Here is a 26,586-nt window from a genome sequence, read left to right as displayed (position 1 = left end):
GGGCAAGTTTTGTTTTAAGGATAGCCTAATGTCAACAGTACGTTTACTCATCTCTGAATCCTACGATCCTTGGTTTAACCTTGCGGTTGAAGAAACCATTTTCCGACAAATGCCAACCGACCAACGTGTTATGTTTCTTTGGCGAAATGCTGATACGGTGGTTATAGGGCGTGCACAAAATCCGTGGAAAGAATGTAACACTCGGAGGATGGAAGAAGATAATGTTCGTTTAGCACGGCGTAGTAGCGGTGGTGGGGCTGTTTTTCATGATTTAGGTAATACTTGTTTTACGTTTATGGCAGGAAAACCGGAATATGACAAAACAGTTTCTACACAAATTATTGTCGATGGATTGGCACTTGTCGGTATTAACGCACAAATCTCTGGCCGTAATGATTTAGTTTTAGAGACTGAAAGTGGTCCGCGAAAAATATCGGGTTCTGCATACCGAGAAACGAAGGATAGAGGTTTTCACCACGGAACCTTGCTGATTAATGCAGATTTAAGTCGCTTAGCAAACTATCTGAATCCAGATCCGAAAAAATTACAGGCAAAAGGAATTACGTCAGTGCGTTCTCGTGTGGCTAATTTATCTGAGCTTGTCCCCAATATTTCTCATGAAATTGTTTGCGAAGGAATAATTAAAAGCTTTTTTAATTACTTCGGTGAAACGGTCGCTGCTGAGTATATTTCCCCTGAAAAACTACCTGATTTGCCAAATTTCACAGACACCTTTGCAAAACAAAGTAGTTGGGAATGGAATTTTGGGCAAGCCCCGGCTTTCTCTCACTATTCAGATACCCGTTTTCCTTGGGGGGGAATTGAGTTTCATTTTGATATCGAAAAAGGTGTGATAAACCGCTGTCAGTTTTTTACGGATAGTTTAGACCCATCTCCTTTAGAGTGGCTGAGTGAGCAATTGACAGGTAAAGCGTATCAGGCAGAAACAGTACGTGCATTGAGCAAAGAGATGGTTGTGAAATGGCCGCAATTGCAGGAACAGTTGGCTGATTTGGAAAACTGGTTAGCCCATGAATTAAGTTAAAAAAAGAGCCGACATAGTCGGCTCAGACTGCGGATAAACATTTATGTTTAGCTGCGGTCTAATAGGTTATTGAAAATAAAAGAGGAAAATCAATTTTTTGATTTTCGACTGATAACACAAAGCGAGAAAAATCACACTTTTATCTTGCTTTGCCAACAACCTTGAGCCGACATAGTCGGCTCAGACATAGACTTCAAAATTACAAATAACTAATAGGAAGGGATGTTCTAAAATAATTAGTTATGACAACTACAGGTCATAAAATTTTTGCATTCAGGCAATTCACCTGATTGGCGAAATTTTGCAGGCGTTGTATCAAAGTGCTTTTTAAAGATACGGGTAAATGTCGCCTGTGAGCTAAAGCCATATTGCAATGCGATGTCAAGAATAGGTAAGTTACCTTCACGTAATGATTTAGCTGCTTCTAATAAACGACGTTTACGGACGTATTCGCCAAGCGTGCAACCTTTCATTTCTTTGAAAACGCGCTGTAAATGCCATTTTGAATAACCGCTTTTATCGGCAATTGTGTCGATTTTGATGCCTTCATTGCGTTGCAACTGACTTTCAAGCCATTTAACAATATCGTTGACTACACTTTCTGACATATTTACCTCCTACTCAAGTAGGCTATTGTTCATTAATAACTAATAATAACTCACGAAATTAGGGTCTATTCTTCCTGTTTTTCCGATATATCGATAGGCCAAACGTGCGGTTTTTAAATGAGAATAGCTATTAGTACAATAGATGTTGATAAAATTAACATTTTAAACATTCATTATTGTATGTTTAAAATTGTTTAAATTCAAATGATTATGTTATTTTTGTTGTTTTATTAGGTGAGTTGAAGGCGTTTTTTTTGTTATGTTCAAAAAAATTGTTCAATCCATTCGAAATTATTAACCAAGTAAATAATTGAAAAATTATTGTTCCATTTGTAATCGTTTTTATATAACAATAAACAGGAAATTCCGAGGTAATTGTCATGGTGGGAAATCTCTGTAATGACAATATTTGCAGGGTTAATAACTAATATAAACTACAAGTAAAACGCTTTATGCGGATAATGGAGGATTATTCTCTTTCCATATCAAAAAGTGGCTTATGTCGCTGTCGTGAATTAATGAAGCAAAGGGTTCTATGGTAAATTTCATCTCTAACTTAATCACAATATTTGCTTAAAAAGTATTCGGAAATTTACCATTAGAAGCCCAACAATTTTTTAATACTTTTTATTATAAGCGAGACATAGAAAGAATTTGTTTACACCATTCTATTTGTTCTGGCGTACCTTCTATACGTTGCCCATACATTTGAATAAGTTGATTACCTTGCTTATCAAAGACCTCTAAACTAGTTACAAACCCATCTTTAGTCGGTTTTCGAGTCACCCAGCATTCGGAGATACCATTTTCAATGAAATGCAATTGAAAGTTATGACCAGAAATATTGAGCGAATTATTTTTTGTTAACTCTTTTATTTTGCCAGTAAAAATCTGAACACAGCCACGATTTCCGACAAAAAGCATCACCTCATTTTGTGCTTGGTATGCAAGAGAAAGCAGATCAGATAAGGCGGTGGTAGGAACTTGCCATGCTAATTCTTGGCTAACCGCACGGAAAACTTGCTGACGACTTAAATTATGTTTTTGTAAAATTCCAAAAAACTGGTGCACATTAGTCATATCTCGCCATTGTTGTTCTAGCTCAGTGGCTAGTTCTTGACTAATTTCTTGTGTTGAAGGTGGGAGAATTTCTTTTGGTACAATAGGTAAGTTATCCAGCGAAGCATAGCGTTCAACAATAGCCTGCCACTCAGCCATATCCGTTTTATCTGTAGCATAAACCTGATGTAATGCGTCCCCATGCTTATCAAAAAATTGCATACTATGGCGTAGCCCTGTTGAGGTTTCTTCAACAAGAGCAAAAGTGGAATCCCATTGTGCAAAAAACATGCGTAAATCGAGTGCTTTAGGATTTAAAAATAGCCCGCCATGGTGACTAAACCGCGGGTTACTATACTCACCGGTTTGAATACTGATGGCATAGTTATTGCGTGTTATTCCCTTCGCTTGGCCGATAGAGACTAAATTTTGCAAGATATCTGCCGGTTTTCCTGATAATCGAAGGACTTTCTCATTTCCTACACGGCAATGAACTAGTTGTGCTTCTGAAACCTGAAGTAAGGCAGCGATTTTGTGAGGGCATAAGTTAGAATGTGATTTTTGAATTTGTTGGTAATCATTGTAGAGGTTTGAGTTCACAAATTTTTCCTTGAAAAATTAAGATTGCCGGGAGAAAGTCATCAACTGATTTGTTTTATTTTAAATACTAGCCAAACCAGTTGATAACATGCGATTTTTAATGCGTTACCATGAGTAATTTACGTTAAGGTGGAAATTTCGACCTTCCTGAGGAACACCCATTGAAGAAACATATTGTTTATCGAATGCGTTCTTCATCGTTAGTGTTGAGCTGAGGCCTTTAATAAATTGGTCGGCTTGATAGTTGAGATAAAAATCATGCAGGCTATAACCTGCCTGTTGAATAACCTCTTTGTGGTAGCGGTCTAAGCCTTTATCCGATTTATGGTGTGATAACTGGTATTTTACATTACCTTCAAATGTAGTTTTTCCCGTAAATTCGCCGATCCAGCCGATATTGACTCCTGTTTCAGGTACGGGAGCATTGAAGCGAGCAACTAGGGTTTCAGGACGTATTGATGAAAGGGAATAATGTGAGCCATCTTCATTACCTTGGGTTAGGTTGTGACTGAGATTAAGCTCAAACCATTGTGTTTTGTAATGGATAAAACTATCAAATCCGCGAATAGTGGCAGAAGGTATATTTACAAAATAAAGTTCTTTCGGAAAATGTTCGGTTCTAAACTTTCTTATGTTAAATATTTCTTCGTATTCTCCTTCAAGAGCAATGTGGTTTTTGGCTTTTGTATAGAAATAAGTTGAACCAAAATGTAGAGAGTCCCTCGCTATTAGCAGATCATCGAAACTGAGTTTTACCCCTGCTTCTATAGTTTTATTGACTTCCGGTAGTAATTCCGGGGAAGGGCGGAAGTCTGATTTCATTCCGATGAAAGGGATCGTGAAATGATTTGAATTGTTATACAGCTCGCTCATGCGTGGGGTGCGGTAACTTTCCGAATAAGAAGAAAAAATATTTACCCAGTGTTGTGGGGTGGCACTGACAGCAAAACGTGACGACCAATTAGTATGAGCATTTTTAGCTATGCGCGTGCTATCTGTTTGATATCGTGTAAAACGAGTGCCCGCAGAGAACGTGATAGGTAAGTGTTGTAATGTCATGTCATTGACTAGACAACCTGAAGTATTAGTTAATGACGCTGCCGGGTAGCTAATCGCATATTGGTTTGATTTTTGTTGTTGTGCGTAATACTCAACTCCACTTTGGATATGATGATTTGCCCAGCGATACATTGGAATGGTGAAGCTATTGGCGAATTTAGTTCCATAGGTGTATTGATTTCGCCTTTCTGTACCGTACTCTTTGGGTTTTGTGGTGATCTTGACCGTGTCAGTTTGGTCTAGAGATAAATCACTATAGTAAATATCCCACTCAGCTTGCCAGTTAACATTATTTTTAGGGGTAAAGTATTGGCTTATCGCGACATCAAATTGGCGACTGTTTCTTTCATGTGGTGTATTCGGATAACGCTCTTTGATTGTTGGTTTGCTGGGTTGTTTCACCCCTAAGCTTTCATTGCGATAATCTTTTAACTGAATTGCTAAAAGGTAAGAGGGAGTCGCTGCCCATGTGGTTTTTAGCATCCAATTATGAATATTTTCATGATTATCGATGTGTGCAAAATCAGGTGAGCCAATCAAATTTTTCTTGCGTTGACTGTAGCTGATTAATGTATCAAGAGTGTTGAGACGCCCGAATAGTGTTCCTCCTGCATAGTAACTATGTTCATTGTGATCTATACCGCTGAAAATACGGCCACCTAGATTTTGATTGGGTTTCAAAATATCAGTAGCATTTAATGTTTTGAAAGAGACTACCCCTGCCAAAGCGCCACCGCCATGGTGTACCGAAGAGGAACCTTTATGGATATACACCTTTTTTACTAAAGTTGGGTCAATAAATGTTGCATCATATAAGCCTGAATTAAAGTCCTGAGTGATATTATCAACGGTTACTTTTACGCCTCGGGGATCATAGCCCCGCATTTGAATACTTTGTCCATAAGTACTATTGGAACCAGAGACAAACACCCCAGGTTGGCCTTTTAATAAATCAAGGGCGGATGTGGCGGCTTGCTGTTCGGGTGCTTGGGCATCAATAACCTCAACATTCTCTGCAACAGCAATTTTTTCTAAGTCATAAGGTGAGGTAGAAACGTGAATAATGTCGCGGGTATCCGTTGTTGACACTGCTTTTGCGGGTAATAAATTTTCAGCTAAGGCTGTGTTGTTAAACCCTGCCATTATAATGGTAGCTGCGATAGCGGAGAGTGGTATTTTATGTTCTTGATGAGTTGATGTAGGCATCGATTTAAACAGCATAGGAAATCCTTTCCTTTGGTTTCAAAATTTGCTGGCTGCCTGGATAAAATCTCTGGGTGGCATGCAATAAGTGTTCGCGTAGCGTATTTATTTGTTAGAACTATTTAGCACTGTAATGTTGTAGCGGATAGTCGGGCTGGTCTACAGGAAACCGAACGCATAAATTAGTTCGTAGTGAGAATTATTATCGTTAGTGTGGGGTGGGTCAAGACTTTTTTTGGATTAAAATTCTATTTTATTTGATTAAGTAGAGTATTATATCGTTTTAATTATATTTAAATAATAATTATTTCTGATTTAAATATAAAGAAGCCCTTTAGTAAACGAAACTAAAGGGCTTGTAATAGAAGAATTTTGGAATTATTGGGTTTATTTAAAGCGTGATTCAACAGCTTGAGCAAGAATTTCAATAAGTTGCTCGGTATCTTCCCAGCCAAGGCATGGGTCGGTAATTGATTGACCATAAACCAAAGGTTGGTCAGAAACCACTTTTTGCGTGCCTTCAACCAAGAAGCTTTCTGCCATTACACCACTGATAGCGGTAGAACCATCTTTTATTTGTTCAGCGATATCTCGAGCAACTTCGAGTTGTCGACGGTGAATTTTTTGGCAATTACCATGGCTGAAATCGACCACTAAATGCTCTGGTAATTCAAATTTACGTAGTTTGTCACAAGCTGCGGCTAAGTCACCGGCAGTGTAATTAGATTGTTTACCCCCACGCATAATGATATGACCATGTGGATTACCACTAGTTTGGTAAATGGTCATTTGCCCGTTTTTATCTGGTGATAAAAACATATGCTGTGCCTTTGCAGCTCTTATTGCATCAATGGCAATATTAATATTACCGTCTGTGCCATTTTTGAAACCAACAGGACAAGACAATGCGGATGCCATTTCACGGTGAATTTGGCTTTCTGTTGTGCGAGCACCTATTGCTCCCCAACTAATCAGATCTGCAATATATTGCCCGGTGACCATATCAAGGAATTCGGTTGCCGTGGCTAACCCTAATTGGTTAACTTCAATTAATAATTTACGAGCTAACCGGATACCGGTATTAACTTGGCAAGAATTATCAAGGTTTGGGTCAGAAATTAACCCTTTCCAACCCACGACAGTACGTGGTTTCTCAAAGTAAGTTCGCATGACGATTTCTAAACGGTCTTGATGATGCTCTCTTAATGCGTTTAATTTTTTAGCGTATTCAATAGCCGCATCGATGTCATGAATCGAACAAGGGCCAACAATAACCAGTAAACGCGGGTCTTGACCGGATAATATTTGTTCTATGCGTTTGCGTGACGCTGTCACGTTTTCAGCGACTTTTTGGGAAATAGGAAACTCATCAGCGAGAGTTTGTGGGGTAATTAAGCTATCCACTCTCGCAGTACGTAATTCATCAGTTTTGTGCATTTTCTTTCTCAAAGAACTTTAATAGGCGTATGCCCTATAAGTGATTAAGATCACAATAAACGAATGTGGCGTAATTTCAACCTCCAACTTAGCTGGAATGAATATTTTTTTTATTTGTATTCATTAAAAGATTCGTCTTTGTAAGCCCATGGTATCAATCACTTTTGCGGAAATTTCTTCAACAGAGTAGTTAGTTGTATTTAAGTAATTGATTTTATTTTGTCTAAATAAAGCTTCAACTTCAGCTATCTCAATACGACATTGCCTTATGGAAGCATAGCGGCTATTTTCACGGCGCTCTTCACGGATGGCAGCTAACCGTTCAGGGCTGATAGTTAAACCGAACAATTTATGCGTATATGGGCGTAATGCGGCTGGTAACTGTAAGTTATCCATATCGTCAGCCGTAAATGGGTAGTTTGCAGCTTGGATACCAAATTGCATCGCTAAATAGAGACTTGTTGGTGTTTTGCCACAACGTGAAACCCCTATCAGTATCACTTGGGCTTGATCCAGGTTTCGTAACGAAATCCCATCGTCGTGAGCCAGTGTATATTCAATGGCAGCGATACGTGCATCATATTGATTCATATTCTGCATAGATAAACCATGGGTTCGGTTAAGTTTGGGTTCAGGTTCTAGGCCGACTTCTTTTTGAATCGGGGCGACTAAGCTCTGAACGATATCTTGGCAGAACCCGGCACTTTGAGTGATGATTTGCTTTACTTCGGGGGAGATAATCGAATAGAACACCAAAGGGCGCAATTGCGTTTCTTGGAAGATAATATCAATTTTTTGTTTAATTTCCTGCGCGCGAGCTTCGCTTGTGACAAACGGCAGAGTATAAGAAATAAATGACAGCGGAAATTGAGAAAGTACGGCATGCCCCAAAGTTTCAGCGGTGATCGCTGTTCCATCAGAAATAAAAAAAACTGTGCGTTGAACTTGGCTTGCCATATTATTCATTGCTCCTAATTCGGTCATCATTATTTGTCTCTTATTGTATTTATCACTGGATATTGGGAGATATTATCTTTGTTTAAAGTTTAAAAATTAGTTTATAGGGGGAACTATAGCCATTTTTTGAACGATTTTTAGAACAAAAAAGTTTTCTTCAGTGATGGAACGATTCACCAGTCCATCTTCTCTTAGCGTCTGTGCTAGTCTATTTCACGAGGCGAATTTTCGCCAACGAGATTTTTTACGATTTGTACTCTGTCACTAAATTGCTATAAAAGGATCGCTTTCAATGTCCACAAATGGCCTCACTCCGTGTAATGTACTTTGGTATAACCAATTAGGGATGAATGATGTTGACCGTGTTGGGGGCAAAAATGCTTCTCTCGGTGAAATGATCACTAACTTATCTGATCTGGGAGTATCCGTACCTAACGGTTTCGCGACAACCGCACAGGCGTTTAATGATTTTCTGGAGCAGAGCGGTGTAAATCAGCGCATTTATAACCTGCTAGATGAAACGGATATTGATGATGTGAACCAACTGGCTGTAGCAGGTGCTCAGATCCGTCAATGGGTGATTGATACACCGCTGACGAAGGAGTTGGAACAAGATATTCGTGATGCATTCGCGCAACTGTCAGAAGGTGAAGCGGAAGCCTCATTTGCTGTCCGTTCATCGGCAACGGCTGAGGATATGCCTGACGCTTCGTTTGCAGGGCAACAGGAAACATTCCTTAACGTTCAAGGGATAGACGCAGTCTTAGTTGCGATTAAACACGTTTTTGCTTCATTATTTAATGACCGTGCGATTTCATATCGCGTTCACCAAGGTTATGACCACCGCGGTGTAGCACTTTCTGCGGGTGTTCAACGCATGGTACGTTCAGATTTAGCCTCGTCGGGTGTCATGTTTACGATTGATACTGAATCAGGTTTCGACCAAGTTGTATTTATCACTTCTGCGTATGGTTTAGGTGAAATGGTGGTACAAGGCGCCGTGAACCCTGACGAGTATTATGTCCATAAACCAACGTTAACCAGCAACCGCCCTGCGATTGTACGTCGTACACTGGGCTCAAAAAAATTACAAATGGTGTATGCCAATAGTAAAGAGCACGGTAAACAAGTACAAATCGAAGATGTGCCAGAGGCTCTACGCAATCGTTTCTCTTTGGCTGATCACGAAGTTGAAGAACTTGCACGTCAAGCTTTACAGATTGAAAAACACTACGGTCGCCCAATGGATATCGAGTGGGCAAAAGATGGTCATAATGGGCGTTTGTATATTGTTCAAGCAAGGCCAGAAACCGTTCGTTCTAATCAACAAGTGATGGAGCGTTACCAATTAAAACAACAAGGACAAGTTTTAGTTGAAGGGCGTGCAATTGGTCATCGTATTGGCTCAGGGGCGGTTAAAGTTATTCATAACTTGAGTGAAATGGATAGAATTCAGGCGGGGGATGTACTCGTTACCGATATGACCGACCCTGATTGGGAGCCAATCATGAAAAAAGCGGCTGCGATTGTTACCAATCGTGGTGGACGCACCTGCCATGCTGCGATTATCGCTCGTGAGTTAGGTATTCCAGCCGTTGTCGGTTGCGGTGATGCGACTGACCGTTTGCAAGAAGGCCAAGAGGTGACTGTCTCTTGTTCTGAAGGCGATACAGGCTTTGTATATGAAGGTAAACTTGCATTTGAAATTCACAGCTCTGAAGTGAGTGATATGCCAAGTCTAGATGTCAAAATTATGATGAACGTCGGTAACCCTGACCGTGCATTTGATTTTGCTTGTTTACCTAATGAAGGCGTGGGCTTAGCTAGGCTTGAATTTATCATCAATCGTATGATTGGTGTTCACCCAAGAGCGTTGCTGGAATTTGATAAGCAATCTCCTGAGCTACAAGCAGAAATTCGCCAAATGATGGCAGGTTATGATGACCCGATTGAATTTTATGTCGGTAAATTAACCGAAGGAATTTCGACTTTAGCCGCAGCCTTCTGGCCAAAACGCGTTATTGTCCGTTTATCTGACTTCAAGTCAAACGAATATGCCAACTTAGTCGGTGGGGATATTTATGAACCTGAAGAAGAAAACCCAATGTTAGGTTTCCGTGGTGCAGGGCGCTATGTGTCTGATAGCTTCCGTGCCTGTTTTGCATTGGAATGTGAAGCGGTTAAACGTGTTCGTAATACCATGGGCCTAACAAATGTTGAAATCATGATCCCATTCGTTCGCACGGTTGCACAGGCGGAAGCCGTAGTTGCAGAATTGGCTAAACATGATTTGAAACGTGGTGAAAATGGCTTAAAAGTTATTATGATGTGCGAAATCCCATCAAATGCTTTACTGGCTGATCAATTCCTCGAACATTTTGACGGTTTCTCTATCGGTTCGAATGATATGACTCAGTTAACATTAGGTCTTGATAGGGACTCGGGTGTTGTTTCTGAATTATTCGATGAACGAAATGATGCCGTGAAAGCGATGTTATCCATGGCAATACAGGCTGCAAAACGCCAAAATAAATATGTAGGCATTTGTGGGCAAGGGCCATCCGACCATCAAGATTTCGCTCAATGGTTGGTTGATGAAGGTATTGATAGTTTATCTTTAAATCCTGACACCGTTGTGCAAACATGGCTAACGATAGCTGAAAATCAATAACTATTTAGTTTTTTAATTATCAAGGCTGAATGTGAATAGCATTCAGCCTTTGTGTTTACTTAATCAAAGCTACCTATTATAGAAATTGATAACTTCTATAATAGGTAGTTTGATATTAAATAGTTTTGAATAAGTGGTTGTGTAATGCTTTTTAGGCATAAACAAACAATAAGCTAAATATAATTACCCTTATTATGCGTATTAAATTTAACAGGCAAGTATATGCTAAATAAGAGTAACGTAAGTTAATTAATTATATAACGCCAAAGGAGTATTATAACGGATAATAATGACAAAAATTGATGTTAATCAATAATTATAAAGTGATGTTCTGATTATGACATGAATAGTATTCATATTAAATAAAGATAAAAAAAAAGCCTATCATGGGCTGACAGGCAAAGACTACACACAGCAATTCAGTTAATAAAGCAACGCCTAAAGGGGGAAGGGCGCGGCTTCTTAGATCCATATGATTCAATAATTGAATATTAAACTATTCATATTATACAATCATTAAGAACACTCTCAATATTAATATTACTCATTGTTACTTAAAGAGAATTAATTCAATAGATTTATGTTAACATAAATTAGACTAAATACTAACGTTAGAATGTTAAATATTGTTTCTAAATATTAATGGAACTAGATTTATTAAGTTCGCAAGCATGTATAGCTTAAACATACCTGCGACTAATTGGCGGTATACTACTTTTTAATCGAAAACTCTTCCTCTAGAAACTTTTCAGTTTCTGTTAAGTCTTCATTCGGAACAGCGACTTCGTTCATCCAAGCTTTTAATAAGCTGTAAGAAACTGCTAATACAACCGGGCCGATAAACAAACCAATCATACCAAATGATAAAATTCCCCCAATAACACCAACAAGGATTAGAACCATGGGTAAGTCTGCGCCCATTTTAATTAACCATGGGCGAAGAACGCCATCCATAGTAGCGACAACGGCAGCCCAAATAGCCAAGATGATCCCCCAGGTCGTATCACCTGTCCAAAATAGCCATAACACGGAGGGGATCATGATTAATAAAGGCCCTAATTGAGCCACACAGCAAATAAACAATAGAACAGTCAAGATTGCTGCGTAACCGATACCAGAAAGAGCGAGGCCAATGCCACCGACAATGGCTTGAATGAGTGCAGTCACAACAACACCTAACGCAACGGCTCGAATAGATTGTGCGGCTAATACGACAGCTGCATCTCCACGGATCCCTGCAAGACGCACAGCAAAGTGGCGGATACCAACCATGACTGATTCGCCTTTAAGATAGAGTAAACCACTAAACAGCAGCATTAACATCAAGTGAAAAACAAATCTTCCTGCGCTAATAGCTTGTGTGGCAAACCACCCTGCGGCTTGGCCAAAGTAGGGTTGAATTTTGGCAAGTAAAGCATTACCCCCACTGGCAACTAAGCTATGCCATGCATAGTAAATTTTTTCACCTACCATCGGGATAGTATTTAGCCATTCTAAATCAGGCAGCGTTAGGCTTGATGGTGATTTAGCTAAATCAATAAGTGGAGTACTATTTTCAATAATACTGCCAATTAGGATACCTAATGGGATAACGAATAATAGTAATATAAGAAGAACCATCACTAATGCAGCTAACCAGCGCTTGCGCCATAAGCGAGCTTCGAGTCTTAATAATAGTGGCCAAGTTGCAATTACCATCATTCCCGCCCATACAAAGCCAAGAATAAATGGATTAAGTACCCAAAAACAGGCTGCTATCATTAAAACGATGGATAATAGGCCGAAAATAAGTTTGGGAAGATCCAAGCGTTTTTGAGATTTTTCCATTAATGATTGATCCTTTGCAAATGAAAATTCTGCGTGTCTAGCAAATTTTTAGGTGAAAATAACGTAATTATTTTTCACGGTTAAAAAAAACAATATTGTGATATGGTTCATGATGACAATGTCATCAGCGGCTGTGCTGTCTTTACAGGCTGTGAAGATAACTCATCATAGACCTCAGACACTATTGTGCAACTTAAAATAAAGATAGTACATAACGAGTAATGCGAACACTAAACAACAAGAGTCATCGTTAATAATGATCCCGCGTATATCAGAAGCTCCTCATCTTAGTCATTTAGTTATTGAGTTCTTGCATGAGCTACAAGAACACGGTTTTACTGGGGATAACGGCACCAGCTATGCTGAGCGTTTATCCATGGCGACAGATAATAGTATTTACCAACTATTACCCCAAGCGGTTGTGTTTCCGCGTTCGAGTGCAGATGTACAAATAATCACTCGGCTTGCGGGGCAAGCGAAATTTCGTGAGCTTAGCTTTACCCCTCGGGGAGGGGGAACGGGAACTAATGGGCAATCCTTAACCGAAGGGATTGTTGTGGATATGTCCCGTTATATGAATCGAATTTTAGAAATAAACCCAGAGCAAGGTTGGGTTAAGGTTGAAGCAGGGGTCATCAAGGACCAATTAAATCAATATCTCAAGCCTTATGGCTATTTCTTTTCACCGGAGCTATCTACCAGTAACCGAGCAACGCTAGGTGGAATGATCAACACTGACGCATCAGGCCAAGGCTCATTAGTCTATGGTAAAACCTCTGATCACGTGTTAGGCGTTAAAGCCATGGTTTTAGGGGGAGAATGCTTAGATACACGTGCTATGCCTATCGAACTCGCCCAAACGATTGCGTCAGAAGATTCTACAGTGGGGCGTATTTATAAAACAGTGTTAGAGCGCTGCTTAGAGCAACGTTCTCTAATTGAAGAAAAATTTCCCAAATTAAATCGTTTCCTGACAGGGTATGATTTACGTCATGTGTTTAATGATGAGTTAACTGAATTTGACCTTACGCGCATTCTCACTGGCTCAGAAGGCTCTCTTGCTTTTATCACTGAAGCAACATTGGATATTACGCCACTTCCTAAAGTACGTCGTTTAGTGAATGTGAAATATGACTCATTTGAGTCTGCACTGCGTAATGCCCCCTTTATGGTGCAAGCCAAAGCGCTATCAGTTGAAACTGTGGATTCAAAAGTGCTTAACCTAGCGAAAGAAGACATCGTTTGGCATTCTGTTAAAGCCTTAATTACGGATGTGCCAAACAAAGAAATGTTAGGGTTAAACATCGTTGAATTTAGCGGCGATGATGAAGATGAAATCAATCAATTGACTGAAAGCTTGTGCCAACGCTTAGATGAATTAATGGCGAATAATCAAGCTGGGGTGATTGGCTATCAAACTTGCCATGATCTTGAAGATATTACGCGTATTTATAACATGCGTAAAAAAGCCGTGGGGCTGTTGGGTAACAGTAAAGGTGCGGCGAAGCCAATTCCATTTGTTGAAGATACCTGCGTTCCTCCTGAGCATCTTGCTGATTATATAGTGGAATTTCGTGCGTTATTAGACAGTCATAACTTAAATTATGGCATGTTTGGTCATGTGGATGCAGGAGTATTACATGTTCGTCCAGCGCTGGATATGTGCGATCCACAACAAGAAGTATTGATGAAACAAATTTCTGATGAAATTGTTGCATTAACTGCTAAATACGGTGGGTTGTTGTGGGGGGAACATGGGAAAGGTTTTCGTGCACAATATAGTCCTGAATTTTTTGGTGATGAGCTATACGGTGAGTTGCGCAATATCAAAGCGGCATTTGACCCCGATAACCGCTTAAATCCGGGTAAAATTTGCCCACCTGCGGGGTTGGATGCACCGATGAAGCAGGTTGATGGCATCAAACGAGGAACGTATGACCGACAGATACCAGTCCAAATGCGCCAAGAATTCCGTGGTGCAATGGAGTGTAATGGTAATGGGCTGTGTTTTAATTTTGATGTGAAGAGCCCGATGTGTCCATCCATGAAGGTGAGTGGTCAACGAATTCATTCTCCAAAAGGCCGTGCGACACTTGTTCGTGAGTGGCTAAGGCTATTAGCTGAACAAGGTGTTACACCAGAACACCTTGAAAAGGGCATTACACAAGACCAACCGTCATTGCGTGGGCTGATAGAAAAAACACGTAACACTTGGCGCGCTAAACAAGGTGATTATGACTTCTCTCATGAAGTGAAAGCCTCAATGGCAGGATGTCTTGCCTGTAAAGCCTGCTCAACGCAATGCCCAATTAAAATTGATGTCCCATCATTTAGAGCTAAGTTTTTAGCGTTGTATCATGGGCGTTATTTGCGTCCTATTCGCGATTATATTGTTGCAAATGTTGAAGCGAGTGCACCTTTATTTTCCAAAGTGCCCGGCGTATTTAATTTCTTTTTGCGTCAACCGGTGGTGCAAAAACTGAGTCAACATACTATCGGTATGGTGGATTTGCCGTTGTTCTCTCAACCAACATTAAAACAAGAACTTTCAGGTCATGCAGCGGTTTCTGTCACGCTTGAACAACTTGAAAGTATGACGGATTCACAACGTGAAAAACATGTGCTGGTGGTTCAAGACCCTTTCACTAGTTATTACGATGCCAAAGTGGTGGCAGATTTTGTCCATTTAATTGAGAAATTAGGTCTTAAGCCTGTGTTGCTACCGTTCTTGCCGAATGGAAAAGCACAACACATCAAAGGCTTTTTAGCGAAGTTTGCTAAAACGGCTCGTAAGACGGCAGATTTTTTAAATCGAGTGGCAAGATTGCAGTTGCCAATGGTCGGTGTTGACCCCGCACTAGTACTTTGTTATCGCGATGAATATCATGAAATTTTAGGCAAAGACCACTGCCAATTTACGGTGATGTTAGCGCATGAATGGTTAATGACATTGCCTGAACCACACAATGTGCAAACCACATCGACCCAGCCGTGGTATTTTTTCGGTCATTGTACTGAATCAACGGCTTTACCTAATAGTGCGAATCAATGGGCGGTGTTATTTGCACGCTTTGGGCAAACATTAAATAATGTTAGTGTTGGCTGTTGTGGCATGGCTGGGACTTATGGGCACGAAGTGGCCAATCTTGAAAATTCAAAAGGAATATATAACTTATCGTGGAAGGAGGCGATGTCTTCTTTGCCAAAAGAACGTTGTTTAAGTTCAGGTTATTCCTGTCGTAGCCAAGTTAAACGCATGGAAAATGTATCGATAAAACATCCGATTCAAGCGCTGCTGGAGATAGTTTAATGATTTGGAAACGTCAATTTAATTTGCAGCAACTCGCTGAAATGTCAAAAACCTGCATGTTAGGGCATCTCGGTATTGAAATCACGGCAATTGGCGATGATTATTTAGAGGGGATAATGCCTGTTGATCATCGCACCAAACAGCCTTTTGGGTTATTGCATGGCGGTGCTTCTGTTGTATTAGCTGAATCCTTAGGTTCAATTGCGGGTTATATGTGCTCGGAAGGAGAACAAAAGGTGGTCGGGTTGGAAATCAATGCCAATCATGTTCGTGCTGCTCGCTCAGGGGTTGTTAAGGGTATTTGTAAACCTATCTATTTAGGGCGCCGTCAGCAGGTATGGAATATTGAGGTTTTCAATGAGCAAGGCAAATTATGTTGTACTTCTCGCCTGACAACCGCCGTATTATTTGAATAATAACCATTTTAATTGCAGGGTTTTTTGGCTAAGGAAAGGTCAGAAAACCCGATAAAACCCTTTATTTTGTATGGTTTTATGCCCATTCTTTCTATAAATTCATTTTTTATCAAGTTAATTAAGTTGTATAATAAATGCACCTTTATTAATTTGTGTCATTAAGTGTATTATTTAGTACAAATTTAAATAAAAAACACAACTCTACTTATTTATTGTTTATCAATGGGTTAAGCTTGTTTTTTTGTGATTTTGTTTGTTTTATAATCTGAAAATGAACAAAAAAAGAGCTATAATAGCTATAACCTCTTAAAACAAATGGTTGAAGTCAATTAGCTAATCATTACCATAGGGTAGGCAGAGTTAATCTCCTGATAACAGGCTGAAAAGCCATAAGAAATGTGGGGTCAATATGACTGACGGTGTAGAGACATTTTCATTTGATGAAAACAATTGGCAGGGAGTTAGCCTGACACAAAGCGCTGCAAAACAAATCAAAAAATTGATGGTGCAAAACCCAAATACAAAAGGGCTTTCACTCGGCGTAAAACAGTCTGGCTGCGCAGGTTTCGGTTATGTGTTTGAAATGATCGAAAACCCAACAGACCAACACCTGTTATTTGAACTCGATGGCGCACACCTTTATGTGCCAAAAGAAGCAATGCCATTTATTGATGGCACAGTCGTTGATTTTGTCCAAGAAGGGCTGAATCAAATTTTCAAATTTAATAACCCGAAAGCCCAACATGCCTGTGGGTGTGGTGAAAGCTTCGGCGTTTAACATGTGAAGTCAGATTATGTCACAGAGCAATGTAGAAGTTGGCGATGATGTTCAAAGCTGGCTTGATGACCAGCGTTATAAAGAAGGCTTCTTTACCGAAGTCGCAACGGATGAAATGGCGAAAGGCATTAACGAAGATGTTATTCGTGCAATTTCAGCTAAACGTAATGAGCCTGAGTGGATGCTCCAATTCCGTCTTGATGCCTTTAATCACTGGAAAGGCATGGAAGAACCTCATTGGCTTAAAGCAAATTACCCAAATCTCGATTACCAAGACTATAGCTATTACTCTGCGCCATCTTGTGGCTCATGTGATGATACCTGTGGTTCGCAATCTGGTGCTACACAAGGCACAGGTGTGGCGGAAACCAATAATTATTTAACGGCTGAAGTTGAAGAAGCCTTTAACCAATTAGGCGTTCCTGTACGTGAAGGGAAGGCCGTTGCGGTTGACGCCATTTTTGACTCGGTCTCAGTATCTACAACTTACCGTGATGACTTAGCGAAACATGGTGTTATTTTTTGTTCGTTTAGTGAGGCTATTCAAGAATACCCTGAACTGGTACAGAAATATCTCGGGTCAGTCGTTTCGAGCCATGATAACTTTTTTGCTGCATTAAATGCGGCAGTGGCTTCAGATGGTACCTTTGTGTATGTACCAAAAGGCGTACACTGCCCAATGGAGCTATCAACGTATTTTAGGATCAACGCAGCCAAAACCGGCCAGTTTGAGCGCACGATTTTAATTGCTGATGAAGGTAGCTATGTGAGCTATATCGAAGGGTGTTCTGCACCTGTTCGTGATAGTTATCAGCTCCATGCGGCGGTTGTTGAAGTTATTATTCATAAAGATGCCGAAGTTAAATATTCGACTGTCCAAAACTGGTTCTCCGGTGGAGATAGCGAAGCCGGTGGGATCCTAAACTTTGTGACTAAGCGTGCATTGTGTGAAGGTGATAATTCAAAAATGTCATGGACACAGTCAGAAACTGGCTCTGCCATCACATGGAAATACCCAAGCGTTATCCTTAAAGGAGACAACTCTGTCGGTGAATTTTACTCCGTTGCATTAACGAACGGCAATCAACAAGCGGATACAGGAACGAAAATGATCCATATCGGGAAAAATACCCGTTCAACGATCATTTCTAAGGGTATTTCTGCAGGTAAAAGCCAAAACAGTTATCGCGGTTTAGTGAAAATTCTACCGAGTGCACATAACGCTCGTAACTTTACCCAATGTGACTCTATGTTAATTGGCACCCAATGTGGTGCACATACATTCCCATATGTGGAAGTTAAGAATAATACGGCACAACTTGAACATGAAGCGACAACCTCACGTATTGGGGAAGACCAGTTATTTTACTGTTTACAACGTGGTATCAGCGAAGACGATGCAATTTCAATGATTGTAAATGGTTTCTGCAAAGATGTGTTCTCGGAGCTTCCATTAGAATTTGCCGTAGAAGCACAAAAATTACTGGCGATCAGCTTAGAGCACAGCGTTGGCTGATCCTAATCGAGTTTATTTGCGCTAAAGCGCTAAAGGCATGTAAATATGTTAAGTGTTAAAGATTTACACGTGAGTGTAGAAGGTAATGAGATTTTAAAAGGGTTATCTCTGGAGGTAAAACCAGGGGAAGTTCACGCCATTATGGGGCCAAATGGCTCTGGTAAAAGTACATTATCCGCCACACTTGCTGGCCGCGAAGAGTATGAAATTGATAGCGGTGAAGTGACGTTTAAAGGTAAAGACCTATTTGCACTAGATCCAGAAGAGCGTGCAGGGGAAGGTGTTTTCCTTGCATTCCAATACCCTGTTGAAATTCCAGGGGTCAGTAACCAATTTTTCTTACAAACGGCAGTCAATGCGGTTAGAGAATATCGTCAGCAAGAAGCATTAGATCGTTTCGATTTTCAAGATTTTATTGAAGACAAAATCAAATTATTAGAAATGCCAGAAGATTTACTTGCGCGTTCTGTCAACGTAGGTTTCTCCGGTGGTGAGAAAAAACGTAATGATATCTTGCAGATGGCAGCTCTAGAGCCTCAATTGTGTATTCTCGATGAAACTGACTCTGGTTTAGATATTGACGCGTTGAAAATTGTGGCTAATGGCGTGAATTCATTACGTTCGCCTGAGCGTTCTTTTATCATCGTAACCCACTATCAGCGTATTTTAGATTATGTGAAGCCTGACTTTGTCCACGTGTTATATCAAGGGAAAATCATCAAATCAGGTGATTTCAGTTTAGCGAAAAAACTGGAGGAGCAGGGTTATGGCTGGCTTATTGACCAACAGTGAAAGAGCACAAAAACGTGCGGAAGTTGCGAAGCTTAACGAGCAAGCAATGTCACGTTTTTCTGAATTATTTGAACTACGACATGGTGCGAATTCTCAACATGCTAAAACCCATTGGGAAATAGCAAAACAAGTTGGTTTACCTGTGTTTCGCCATGAAGATTGGCACTATACTCCACTAAATACTGTACTTGAGACTCAGTATCGTTTTAGTGATGGTGATGTTGTAGCACAAGACTGCGAAGCACTGGCTCTGCCAATTGATGCATATCGCCTTGTTTTAATTGATGGGTGTTATAGTTCTGCATTGAGCTCTATTGATATGGGGCCATTCCAAGTGGCTTTACTTGATAACCAAGACTTGCTTCCTTCGCCTGTAAATAGCGAGATTTTTTTGCATTTAACCGAAAGCTTGGCGGTACAACCTTTAGTCGTCCACCTTGCAGCAAATAAAATAGCAGAAAAGCCATTATACTTGCTTAATATTTCAACAGGTAGTGGCGATAAACAGGCCACCAATATTAGCCAGTATCGGTACCATTTAACGTTAGATGCAAACAGTAAAGCCCAAGTTATTGAGCATTATGTTAGTTTGAATGAGCAAAGGCACATGACTGGTAGTCGTTTAACAGTTGAAGTCGGTGATAACGCAGACTTTAGTCACTTTAAGTTAAATGTTGAAAATGGCCAAGCTCAGCATTTTGCTCACAATGATATTGTTATTGGGCGCGATAGCCGTGTGAAAAGTACCAGTTTTTTACTTGGCGCATTATTAACACGAAACCATACAAGTGCTCGCCTTGACGGTGAAAATACTGAGTTTGAACTCAACAGTATACTGCTGCCTAAAGGCAATGAAATTGCTGATACTCGTACGTATTTAGAGCACAATAAAGGTTACTGCAATAGCCGTCAATTACATAAAGTGATTGCGATGGATAGCAGTAAAGCTGTCTTTAATGGCATGATCAAAGTCGCACCCAACGCATTAAAAACAGATGGTCAAATGACTAACAACACATTGTTGTTAGGTGAAAAAGCAGAAATTGATACTAAACCTCAGCTTGAAATTTATGCAGATGACGTAAAGTGTGGTCACGGTGCAACGGTCGGTCGTATTGATGACGAACAACTGTTTTATCTGCGCTCAAGAGGAATTGAGGGTAAGGCAGCAAAACATATGATTATTATCGCATTTGCTGCGGAACTTACAGAATCTATTGAATCGGAAGAGTTAAAACACGCTGTGATGGCAAACATCCGCCAGCGCTTAGCGGAGGTTTAATATCCATGCTATTCAATGTCGCTTCAGTAAGGCAGGATTTTCCTGCCTTATCACAGTCAGTCAATAATCATCCGCTGGTTTATTTAGATAGCGCCGCAAGTGCACAAAAGCCTTTGCAAGTTATTGAAAAAGAAAGTGAGTTTACGTTACATCAGTATGCCGCGGTTCACCGCGGTATACATACTCTCAGTGCAAATGCGACGACAATGATGGAGGAGGTTCGTCAAAAAGCCGCCGCTTTCATTCACGCAGCTTCAAATGAAGAAATCGTGTTTGTTAAAGGCACAACGGAAGGTATTAACCTTGTTGCAAATAGTCTTGGTCGAAAGTATTTCCATGAAGGGGACAATATTGTCATCACTGAAATGGAGCACCATGCGAATATTGTACCTTGGTATATGTTAGCTGAGGAAATTGGCTTTGAAATTCGAATTATCCCAATTTCTGACGATGGTAGACTGCAATTAGATGTATTAAATGATGTCATTGATTCACGTACGCGATTATTGAGCTTTACACATATCTCTAATGTATTGGGAACAGTTAATCCCGTACAGGATATCATTAAACAAGCCCGAGCGATTGCGGCTTCAAAAGGTGGAGAGATCGCGATATTGGTCGATGGCGCGCAAGGTGCAATGCATCAGCAGGTTGATGTGCAAGCCTTAGACTGTGATTTCTATGTGTTTTCAGGGCATAAGTTATATGGCCCGACAGGTATTGGTATCCTTTATGGCAAAAAAGCTATTTTGGATATGATGCCACCATGGGAGGGCGGTGGGGCAATGATCCGTCAAGTCAGCCTGACCAAAGGGATCACTTTTGCTGATGCGCCATGGCGCTTTGAAGCAGGAACACCGAACGTTAGCGCAATTATTGGGTTAGGGGCGGCATTCGATTATTTAAACGCACTTAATTTACCTGATGTATTTGCTCATGAAGCTGAAGTAATGGCATATGCTTCTAAGAAATTGCAAGAAATACCATCAGTTATATTATATGGCAATGACCAACGGGAAGGCGTTTTGGCGTTTAATCTAGGCCAGCACCATGCCTATGATGTGGGTTCTTTTCTAGATAGATATGGTATTGCTATCCGTACTGGCCATCACTGTGCTTTACCATTAATGGAACATTATCACGTTCCTGCTATGTGCCGTGCTTCTGTGGGGATATACACCACGAAAGAAGAAATCGATTCTTTATACAATGCGTTACAGCGTATTAAAAAATTGTTAGGCTAAGCACATAAGAAATATATGGTAAAGGAACTGAGCATGCCCGCATTACCCGATGAAAATAAGTTATTACGTAATTTCTCCCGTTGTCAGGACTGGGAGGAACGCTATCTCTATATGATAGAGCTAGGGGGACGTTTACCTGAACTCTCAGAGGTACAAAGAAGCGATAATAATTTAATCGCAGGGTGCCAAAGCCAAGTGTGGATTGATATGCAAAAACAAGCAGACGGGACAATTACGTTTGCAGGTGATAGCGATGCAGCAATCGTTAAAGGGTTAGTTGCTATTGTGATTATCCTTTTTCAAGGCAAAACGGCGCAACAAATACTCGCACTCGATGTGAAGTCATTTTTTGAACAACTTGCATTGGAGCAACATTTAACACCTTCGCGAACTCAAGGTTTAAATGCGATGATCCGTACAATTTTATCGCGTGCGGCACAATTAGTATGATCCTACCGAGGGAGCGTTATGCTCCCTTGAGGTTGTTGACAAAGCGGGATAAAAGCGTGGTTTTTCCCGCTTTGTGTTATCAGCCGAAAATCAATAAATTGATTTTCCTAATTTATTTTCAATAACCTATTAGACTTGCTGCCAAACATAATATGTTTGGCAGCAAGTCTGCAGGGAGCTTTATGCTCCCTTACTTATTTTACTTCTTGGTTATTATTTTTATTCGACCAGTCCATTAAAGTGATTGTATTTGGCTATCATAAAAAGACTACTACCTTATTAATACTTAATAAAAATATTTAATTAGTATTAAAGATATGAAGGATAGTTGCTATTATGAACAATAATCATTGAATTATTGTAAGAACACTATTTTCCTTGGAGTAGGTATGAAAAGAGTTTTGACGGTGGCAAGTTTATTTGTCATGAGCGCCTTATTGGCTCCAGCTCAAGCAAAAGAATATCCATTACCTGACAGTAACACTCGTCTTATCGGGGAAAATTACACGTATATCGTCCCCAATGATGGGCGACCATTGGAGGCCATTGCAAGTGAGCACCAAATCGGTCTACTCGGTATGCTTGAAGCAAACCCAGGAACAGACCCGTACCTTCCTGAAGCGGGTAAAGAACTCATCATTCCAGCACAAATGTTGTTACCATCAACACCAAGAACGGGAATTGTGATTAACCTGGCGGAGCTGCGTTTATATTATTACCCTGCGAACAGTGAGGAAGTGATTGTTTATCCTATCGGTATCGGCCAGTTAGGTCGCGACACACCTGAAATGGTGACTTCAGTAAGTCAGTCAATTAAAGATCCTACATGGACACCAACGGCGAATATCCGTAAAAATTACGCTAAAGAAGGTATAACTCTTCCAGCCGTCGTTCCAGCAGGGCCTGAAAATCCAATGGGCTTGTATGCATTACGCCTAGCGTATGGGCGTGGTGAATATCTGATACACGGCACTAATGCGGATTTTGGTATTGGTATGCGAGTGAGCTCCGGTTGTATTCGTTTACGTCCTGATGATATCGAAGCATTATTTAAAACAGTACCAAAAGGAACTCGTGTCCAAGTTATTGATCAGCCTGTCAAATACTCCAAAGAAACTGATGGCAGTTATTACATTGAGGTGCATCAGCCATTGTCACGAACAAGCGGTGATGACCCACAAACCATGCCAATCAAGCTGTCTGACGATTTCAAGCGTTTTCTAGAAAATGAAGGGATTGATAAGGCTTTAGTGGAAAAAGAGCTAGCAAGGCGTTCTGGTATGCCTGTGCGTGTAAATAATGATCAGAGTAATGGTATCCCTGAAGATGAAACACAACACCAAGGTTTAGTACCTATTGAGCCATTCTCGATTTCACAGCCAGAACCCATCTATGACGGTAAAGTTGGGGCCTTGCTACCTGCGAAATACCGCTCTTCTGTTGTAACTCAATAACCCTGACCAAATAATAAGGGCCTATTTTCATAGGCCCTCATAAATGCTACTAGCTTCAAAGAAGGATCTTTAAGACTAGATTATCGCCAAATCGAACTTATTTTTTGTAAGTACGAACTTGGTTATCCAGACGTTGGTTAGCACGTGCTGCTTCTTCTTGAGCTGTCTGTACGTCAGAGCGCAGAGACTGAACGTCGTTGCTCAGTTGATCAACTTTACCATTCAGAGTTTGCACATCTGAAGAGAGTTTTTGCACTTCAGTGCTGTTAGAACAACCCGCTAGTAATGCTGAAGCTAATACGATAGAGCCCAGTACAATTTTAGTACGAATCATTATTTTACCCTCTAGATTGATTTATCTTGAAAATATAAAAAAGCAAGTCACCAAACAATAGAGCTAAGCTTGTTATCTTAAAGCTTGCTATATCCCTTTAAAACAACCTAATGAAAATTAGGGTATGGCACTTACTATGTCTTATGCTAGTACTAAATATGAAGTTTTGCTAGAAATACTTTATATTTAGTACTAGGAAAAAGAAGAAAAATTTAAATTAAGATCAATGAAGGTTGTTATTTGACCAATTTAAGTGGGGTTTATGATATTACACTTAAAATGCAATAAGATATTTACTAGAGAAAAGTAAATAAAGGGATAGTTACATCAAGGCAGCACTAAATGTTAAATCTAAATAAAAAGGCCGATAGCTAAAATAATCACTATCGGCCTTTTAGAAGACAATTAAAGACTAATTAAAGTACGTGAACTGAAGATGTATTGGTTGTTCCGCTTTGTACTAATGCGCCAGAGACCATTACAACCGCATCACCAGAAACAGCTAAGCCACTTTCTAGAGCTGCGCGTTTACCTTCACGATAAAAGTCATCTGTAGAAGTAAAACCACCAACTATCATTGGGATCACACCTTTAACTAACAGTAACTGGCGTGCAGTTTCTTCATTGGTAGTTAACGCTAAGATTGGTGCAGTAGGGAAATACTTACGGACAGACTTAGCCGATTTACCGCCATAAGTTGCAACAACGATTAATGGGACATCTAATTTTTCAGACATTTCCACCGCACCACGACATACAGCCTCAGTGACACGTAGGCGTTGGCTTGGTTTTTGGTTATCGATGCGAGTTTGCATTACACGGTCTGTACGCTCACAGATAGTTGCCATAATAGTAACAGCTTCTACCGGGTATTTACCTTTAGCACTTTCACCAGACAACATAACCGCATCAGTGCCATCTAAAATAGCATTGGCAACGTCACCCGCTTCTGCGCGAGTAGGGCGTGGGTTTTTGATCATTGAATCAAGCATCTGGGTTGCTGTGATCACGACTTTGCGTGCTGCAACACATTTTTCAATCATCATTTTTTGTGCAAAAATAACTTCTTCAACTGGGATTTCAACGCCTAAATCACCACGAGCGACCATGATGCCGTCAGAGGCTTCTAAAATCTCATCAAAGTTATTTAAACCTTCTTGGTTTTCAATTTTAGAAATAATTTGGATGTTCTCGCCACCGTGTTTTTTCAGGTGAGCTCGAATTTCTTCAACATCTGAGCGCTTACGAATAAATGAAGCAGCAACAAAATCAACACCTTGCTGGCAACCAAAGACTAAGTCTTCTTTATCTTTTTCTGCTAATGCTGGAAGGCCAATTGAAACGCCTGGCAGGTTAACCCCTTTTTTCTCACCGAGGTCACCGTTATTTAAAACTTCACAAACAACTTCAGTTGCAGTGACATTAGTTACTTTCATACCAATTAAGCCATCATCAACTAATACGGTATTGCCAACTTTCAAATCTGAAGTTAAACCCGCATAGGTCACCGCAACTTTATCTTTATTACCTACCACAGAGGTATCGGTAGTAAATGTAAAAGTTTGGCCAGCAACGAGAGAAACGTCGTTACCACCTTCCAATTTCATGGTGCGGATTTCAGGCCCTTTAGTATCTAGCAAAATAGCAGCTTGTTTACCTGTTTTTGCACAAACAGCGCGAAGGTTTTTGATACGTTGACCGTGTTCTTCGTAGTCACCGTGAGAGAAATTGAGACGCATGACGTTCATGCCTGCATCAAGGAGTTGGGTCAGTTTTTCTTCTGATTCGGTTTTTGGACCGATAGTACAAACAATTTTGGTTTTTTTCATGGCAGTCTATCTAATGTTATAAAGGAAATCGGTATTGCCGCCGATGCTTAGTACATTTAATAAGTCGTGCGCAGGGTAAATTTTGTTGCGCAACTCATTTATAAGAATAGGCGACAGTCTGGTGTTTAATGCATTTTTACACTTAAATTTGTCACATTTTGATTCTTATTATAGTGTAGATGACAAATTCAATTAAAGCTAACGTATTGATTTATTACTGTTGAAACCTTTCAGCCAATGTGAGTATTATAGACAACAAAAAACTGTGAGACAAATCAAATTTTATTAAATTAAAAGAAGAAGGCGTTCAGATCAAAAATTCAGTTGATATTAGGCTGTTAATTTGTTGCGCAACAAAATAAGGGAATAATAATAGACAATCAAGAGAAATTTTAGTGGGGTAGGAAGATAAATTAAATGGTGCGTCCGAGTAGACTCGAACTACCGACCCCCACCATGTCAAGGTGGTGCTCTAACCAACTGAGCTACGGACGCACTGAGAGACTTGATTTGTGTTAATTTGAAATGGTGCGTCCGAGTAGACTCGAACTACCGACCCCCACCATGTCAAGGTGGTGCTCTAACCAACTGAGCTACGGACGCGCTGAAAATTAACATTGTGTTCACTAGAAATGGTGCGTCCGAGTAGACTCGAACTACCGACCCCCACCATGTCAAGGTGGTGCTCTAACCAACTGAGCTACGGACGCATCTA

19 protein-coding genes and 3 tRNA genes are annotated in these 26,586 nt (G+C 40.3%); 11 read left to right on the top strand and 11 right to left on the bottom strand.

Annotated features, from left to right (window positions below; all coding sequences use genetic code 11):
- The first annotated feature begins 28 nt into the window (after nt 1-28).
- Nucleotides 29-1,045: a lipoate--protein ligase A gene (locus PR767_RS01755; RefSeq protein WP_109911255.1), complete on the top strand. Its 1,017-nt coding sequence runs from the start codon at nt 29-31 to the stop codon at nt 1,043-1,045.
- A 236-nt stretch (nt 1,046-1,281) separates the two neighbouring features.
- Here PR767_RS01755 and PR767_RS01750 read toward each other — a convergent pair whose 3' ends face one another.
- The 5 genes from PR767_RS01750 to ppsR form a co-directional block, all read right to left on the bottom strand.
- Nucleotides 1,282-1,653 (bottom strand): helix-turn-helix domain-containing protein, encoded by a 372-nt coding sequence (locus PR767_RS01750; protein ID WP_004910390.1) that lies wholly within the window; start codon nt 1,651-1,653, stop codon nt 1,282-1,284.
- 630 nt (nt 1,654-2,283) lie between these two features.
- Entirely contained in the window at nt 2,284-3,312 is a 1,029-nt protein-coding gene (locus tag PR767_RS01745; RefSeq protein ID WP_272519792.1) for a hemin-degrading factor, read from the bottom strand.
- A 105-nt stretch (nt 3,313-3,417) separates the two neighbouring features.
- The gene (locus PR767_RS01740) at nt 3,418-5,592 is read right to left on the bottom strand and encodes a TonB-dependent receptor domain-containing protein (protein ID WP_272519791.1); all 2,175 of its coding nucleotides are present in this window, start codon (nt 5,590-5,592) and stop codon (nt 3,418-3,420) included.
- Between the two features lie 369 nt (nt 5,593-5,961).
- Nucleotides 5,962-7,011: a 3-deoxy-7-phosphoheptulonate synthase gene (locus PR767_RS01735; protein WP_272519790.1), complete on the bottom strand. Its 1,050-nt coding sequence runs from the start codon at nt 7,009-7,011 to the stop codon at nt 5,962-5,964.
- A 123-nt stretch (nt 7,012-7,134) separates the two neighbouring features.
- On the bottom strand, nt 7,135-7,998 hold the full coding sequence (gene ppsR / locus PR767_RS01730) for a posphoenolpyruvate synthetase regulatory kinase/phosphorylase PpsR (protein WP_110731880.1): 864 nt from the start codon (nt 7,996-7,998) through the stop codon (nt 7,135-7,137).
- A 262-nt stretch (nt 7,999-8,260) separates the two neighbouring features.
- Here ppsR and ppsA point away from each other — a divergent pair, with 262 nt between their 5' ends.
- Nucleotides 8,261-10,639, top strand: coding sequence for a phosphoenolpyruvate synthase (gene ppsA, locus PR767_RS01725; protein ID WP_109911260.1), 2,379 nt, complete (start codon nt 8,261-8,263; stop codon nt 10,637-10,639).
- A gap of 711 nt (nt 10,640-11,350) precedes the next feature.
- On the opposite strand, the gene ydiK is transcribed toward ppsA, so the two are convergent.
- A complete protein-coding gene (ydiK, locus tag PR767_RS01720; protein WP_109911261.1) occupies nt 11,351-12,466 on the bottom strand; it encodes an AI-2E family transporter YdiK in 1,116 nt (371 codons plus the stop codon).
- Nucleotides 12,467-12,722: 256 nt separating this feature from the next.
- Between ydiK and ydiJ the strand changes: the two genes are divergently transcribed.
- From ydiJ to PR767_RS01675, 9 genes are all read left to right on the top strand, one after another.
- Complete coding sequence (gene ydiJ / locus PR767_RS01715) at nt 12,723-15,776, top strand: D-2-hydroxyglutarate dehydrogenase YdiJ (RefSeq protein WP_272519789.1); 3,054 nt, start codon at nt 12,723-12,725, stop codon at nt 15,774-15,776.
- Nucleotides 15,776-16,192, top strand: a complete 417-nt coding sequence (locus PR767_RS01710) for a hotdog fold thioesterase (protein WP_109911263.1) — start codon at nt 15,776-15,778, stop codon at nt 16,190-16,192. Before ydiJ ends, PR767_RS01710 begins: the two co-directional genes overlap by 1 nt.
- Before the next feature lie 409 nt (nt 16,193-16,601).
- The gene (sufA, locus tag PR767_RS01705; RefSeq protein WP_004910405.1) at nt 16,602-16,970 is read left to right on the top strand and encodes a Fe-S cluster assembly scaffold SufA; all 369 of its coding nucleotides are present in this window, start codon (nt 16,602-16,604) and stop codon (nt 16,968-16,970) included.
- Between the two features lie 16 nt (nt 16,971-16,986).
- Nucleotides 16,987-18,486, top strand: coding sequence for a Fe-S cluster assembly protein SufB (gene sufB / locus PR767_RS01700; RefSeq protein WP_109911264.1), 1,500 nt, complete (start codon nt 16,987-16,989; stop codon nt 18,484-18,486).
- A gap of 45 nt (nt 18,487-18,531) precedes the next feature.
- A complete protein-coding gene (sufC, locus tag PR767_RS01695; protein WP_109911265.1) occupies nt 18,532-19,278 on the top strand; it encodes a Fe-S cluster assembly ATPase SufC in 747 nt (248 codons plus the stop codon).
- Nucleotides 19,253-20,560, top strand: coding sequence for a Fe-S cluster assembly protein SufD (gene sufD, locus PR767_RS01690; RefSeq protein ID WP_117161975.1), 1,308 nt, complete (start codon nt 19,253-19,255; stop codon nt 20,558-20,560). Before sufC ends, sufD begins: the two co-directional genes overlap by 26 nt.
- Nucleotides 20,561-20,565: 5 nt before the next feature.
- A complete protein-coding gene (sufS, locus tag PR767_RS01685) occupies nt 20,566-21,804 on the top strand; it encodes a cysteine desulfurase SufS (RefSeq protein WP_123382027.1) in 1,239 nt (412 codons plus the stop codon).
- Nucleotides 21,805-21,837: 33 nt separating this feature from the next.
- On the top strand, nt 21,838-22,254 hold the full coding sequence (gene sufE / locus PR767_RS01680) for a cysteine desulfuration protein SufE (RefSeq protein ID WP_004910417.1): 417 nt from the start codon (nt 21,838-21,840) through the stop codon (nt 22,252-22,254).
- A 389-nt stretch (nt 22,255-22,643) separates the two neighbouring features.
- A complete protein-coding gene (locus PR767_RS01675) occupies nt 22,644-23,708 on the top strand; it encodes a L,D-transpeptidase family protein (protein WP_004910418.1) in 1,065 nt (354 codons plus the stop codon).
- A 97-nt stretch (nt 23,709-23,805) separates the two neighbouring features.
- On the opposite strand, the gene PR767_RS01670 is transcribed toward PR767_RS01675, so the two are convergent.
- The 5 genes from PR767_RS01670 to PR767_RS01650 all read right to left on the bottom strand — a co-directional run bounded on the left by PR767_RS01670 (nt 23,806) and on the right by PR767_RS01650 (nt 26,581).
- Nucleotides 23,806-24,042, bottom strand: coding sequence for a major outer membrane lipoprotein (locus PR767_RS01670; RefSeq protein WP_004263789.1), 237 nt, complete (start codon nt 24,040-24,042; stop codon nt 23,806-23,808).
- Between the two features lie 416 nt (nt 24,043-24,458).
- A complete protein-coding gene (pykF, locus tag PR767_RS01665; RefSeq protein WP_004910422.1) occupies nt 24,459-25,871 on the bottom strand; it encodes a pyruvate kinase PykF in 1,413 nt (470 codons plus the stop codon).
- A 418-nt stretch (nt 25,872-26,289) separates the two neighbouring features.
- Nucleotides 26,290-26,366 (bottom strand) — tRNA-Val (locus tag PR767_RS01660).
- Nucleotides 26,367-26,397: 31 nt separating this feature from the next.
- Nucleotides 26,398-26,474, bottom strand: a tRNA-Val gene (locus PR767_RS01655).
- A gap of 30 nt (nt 26,475-26,504) precedes the next feature.
- Nucleotides 26,505-26,581, bottom strand: a tRNA-Val gene (locus tag PR767_RS01650).
- Between the last annotated feature and the right edge of the window lie 5 nt (nt 26,582-26,586).

The sequence above is a fragment of the Providencia sp. PROV223 genome (genome assembly GCF_028479245.1).
In the GTDB taxonomy this organism is placed as follows: Bacteria; Pseudomonadota; Gammaproteobacteria; order Enterobacterales; family Enterobacteriaceae; genus Providencia; species Providencia rettgeri.
Note: the sequence above shows the minus strand (reverse complement) of the source record. Positions and strands in the feature narration are given on the sequence as shown.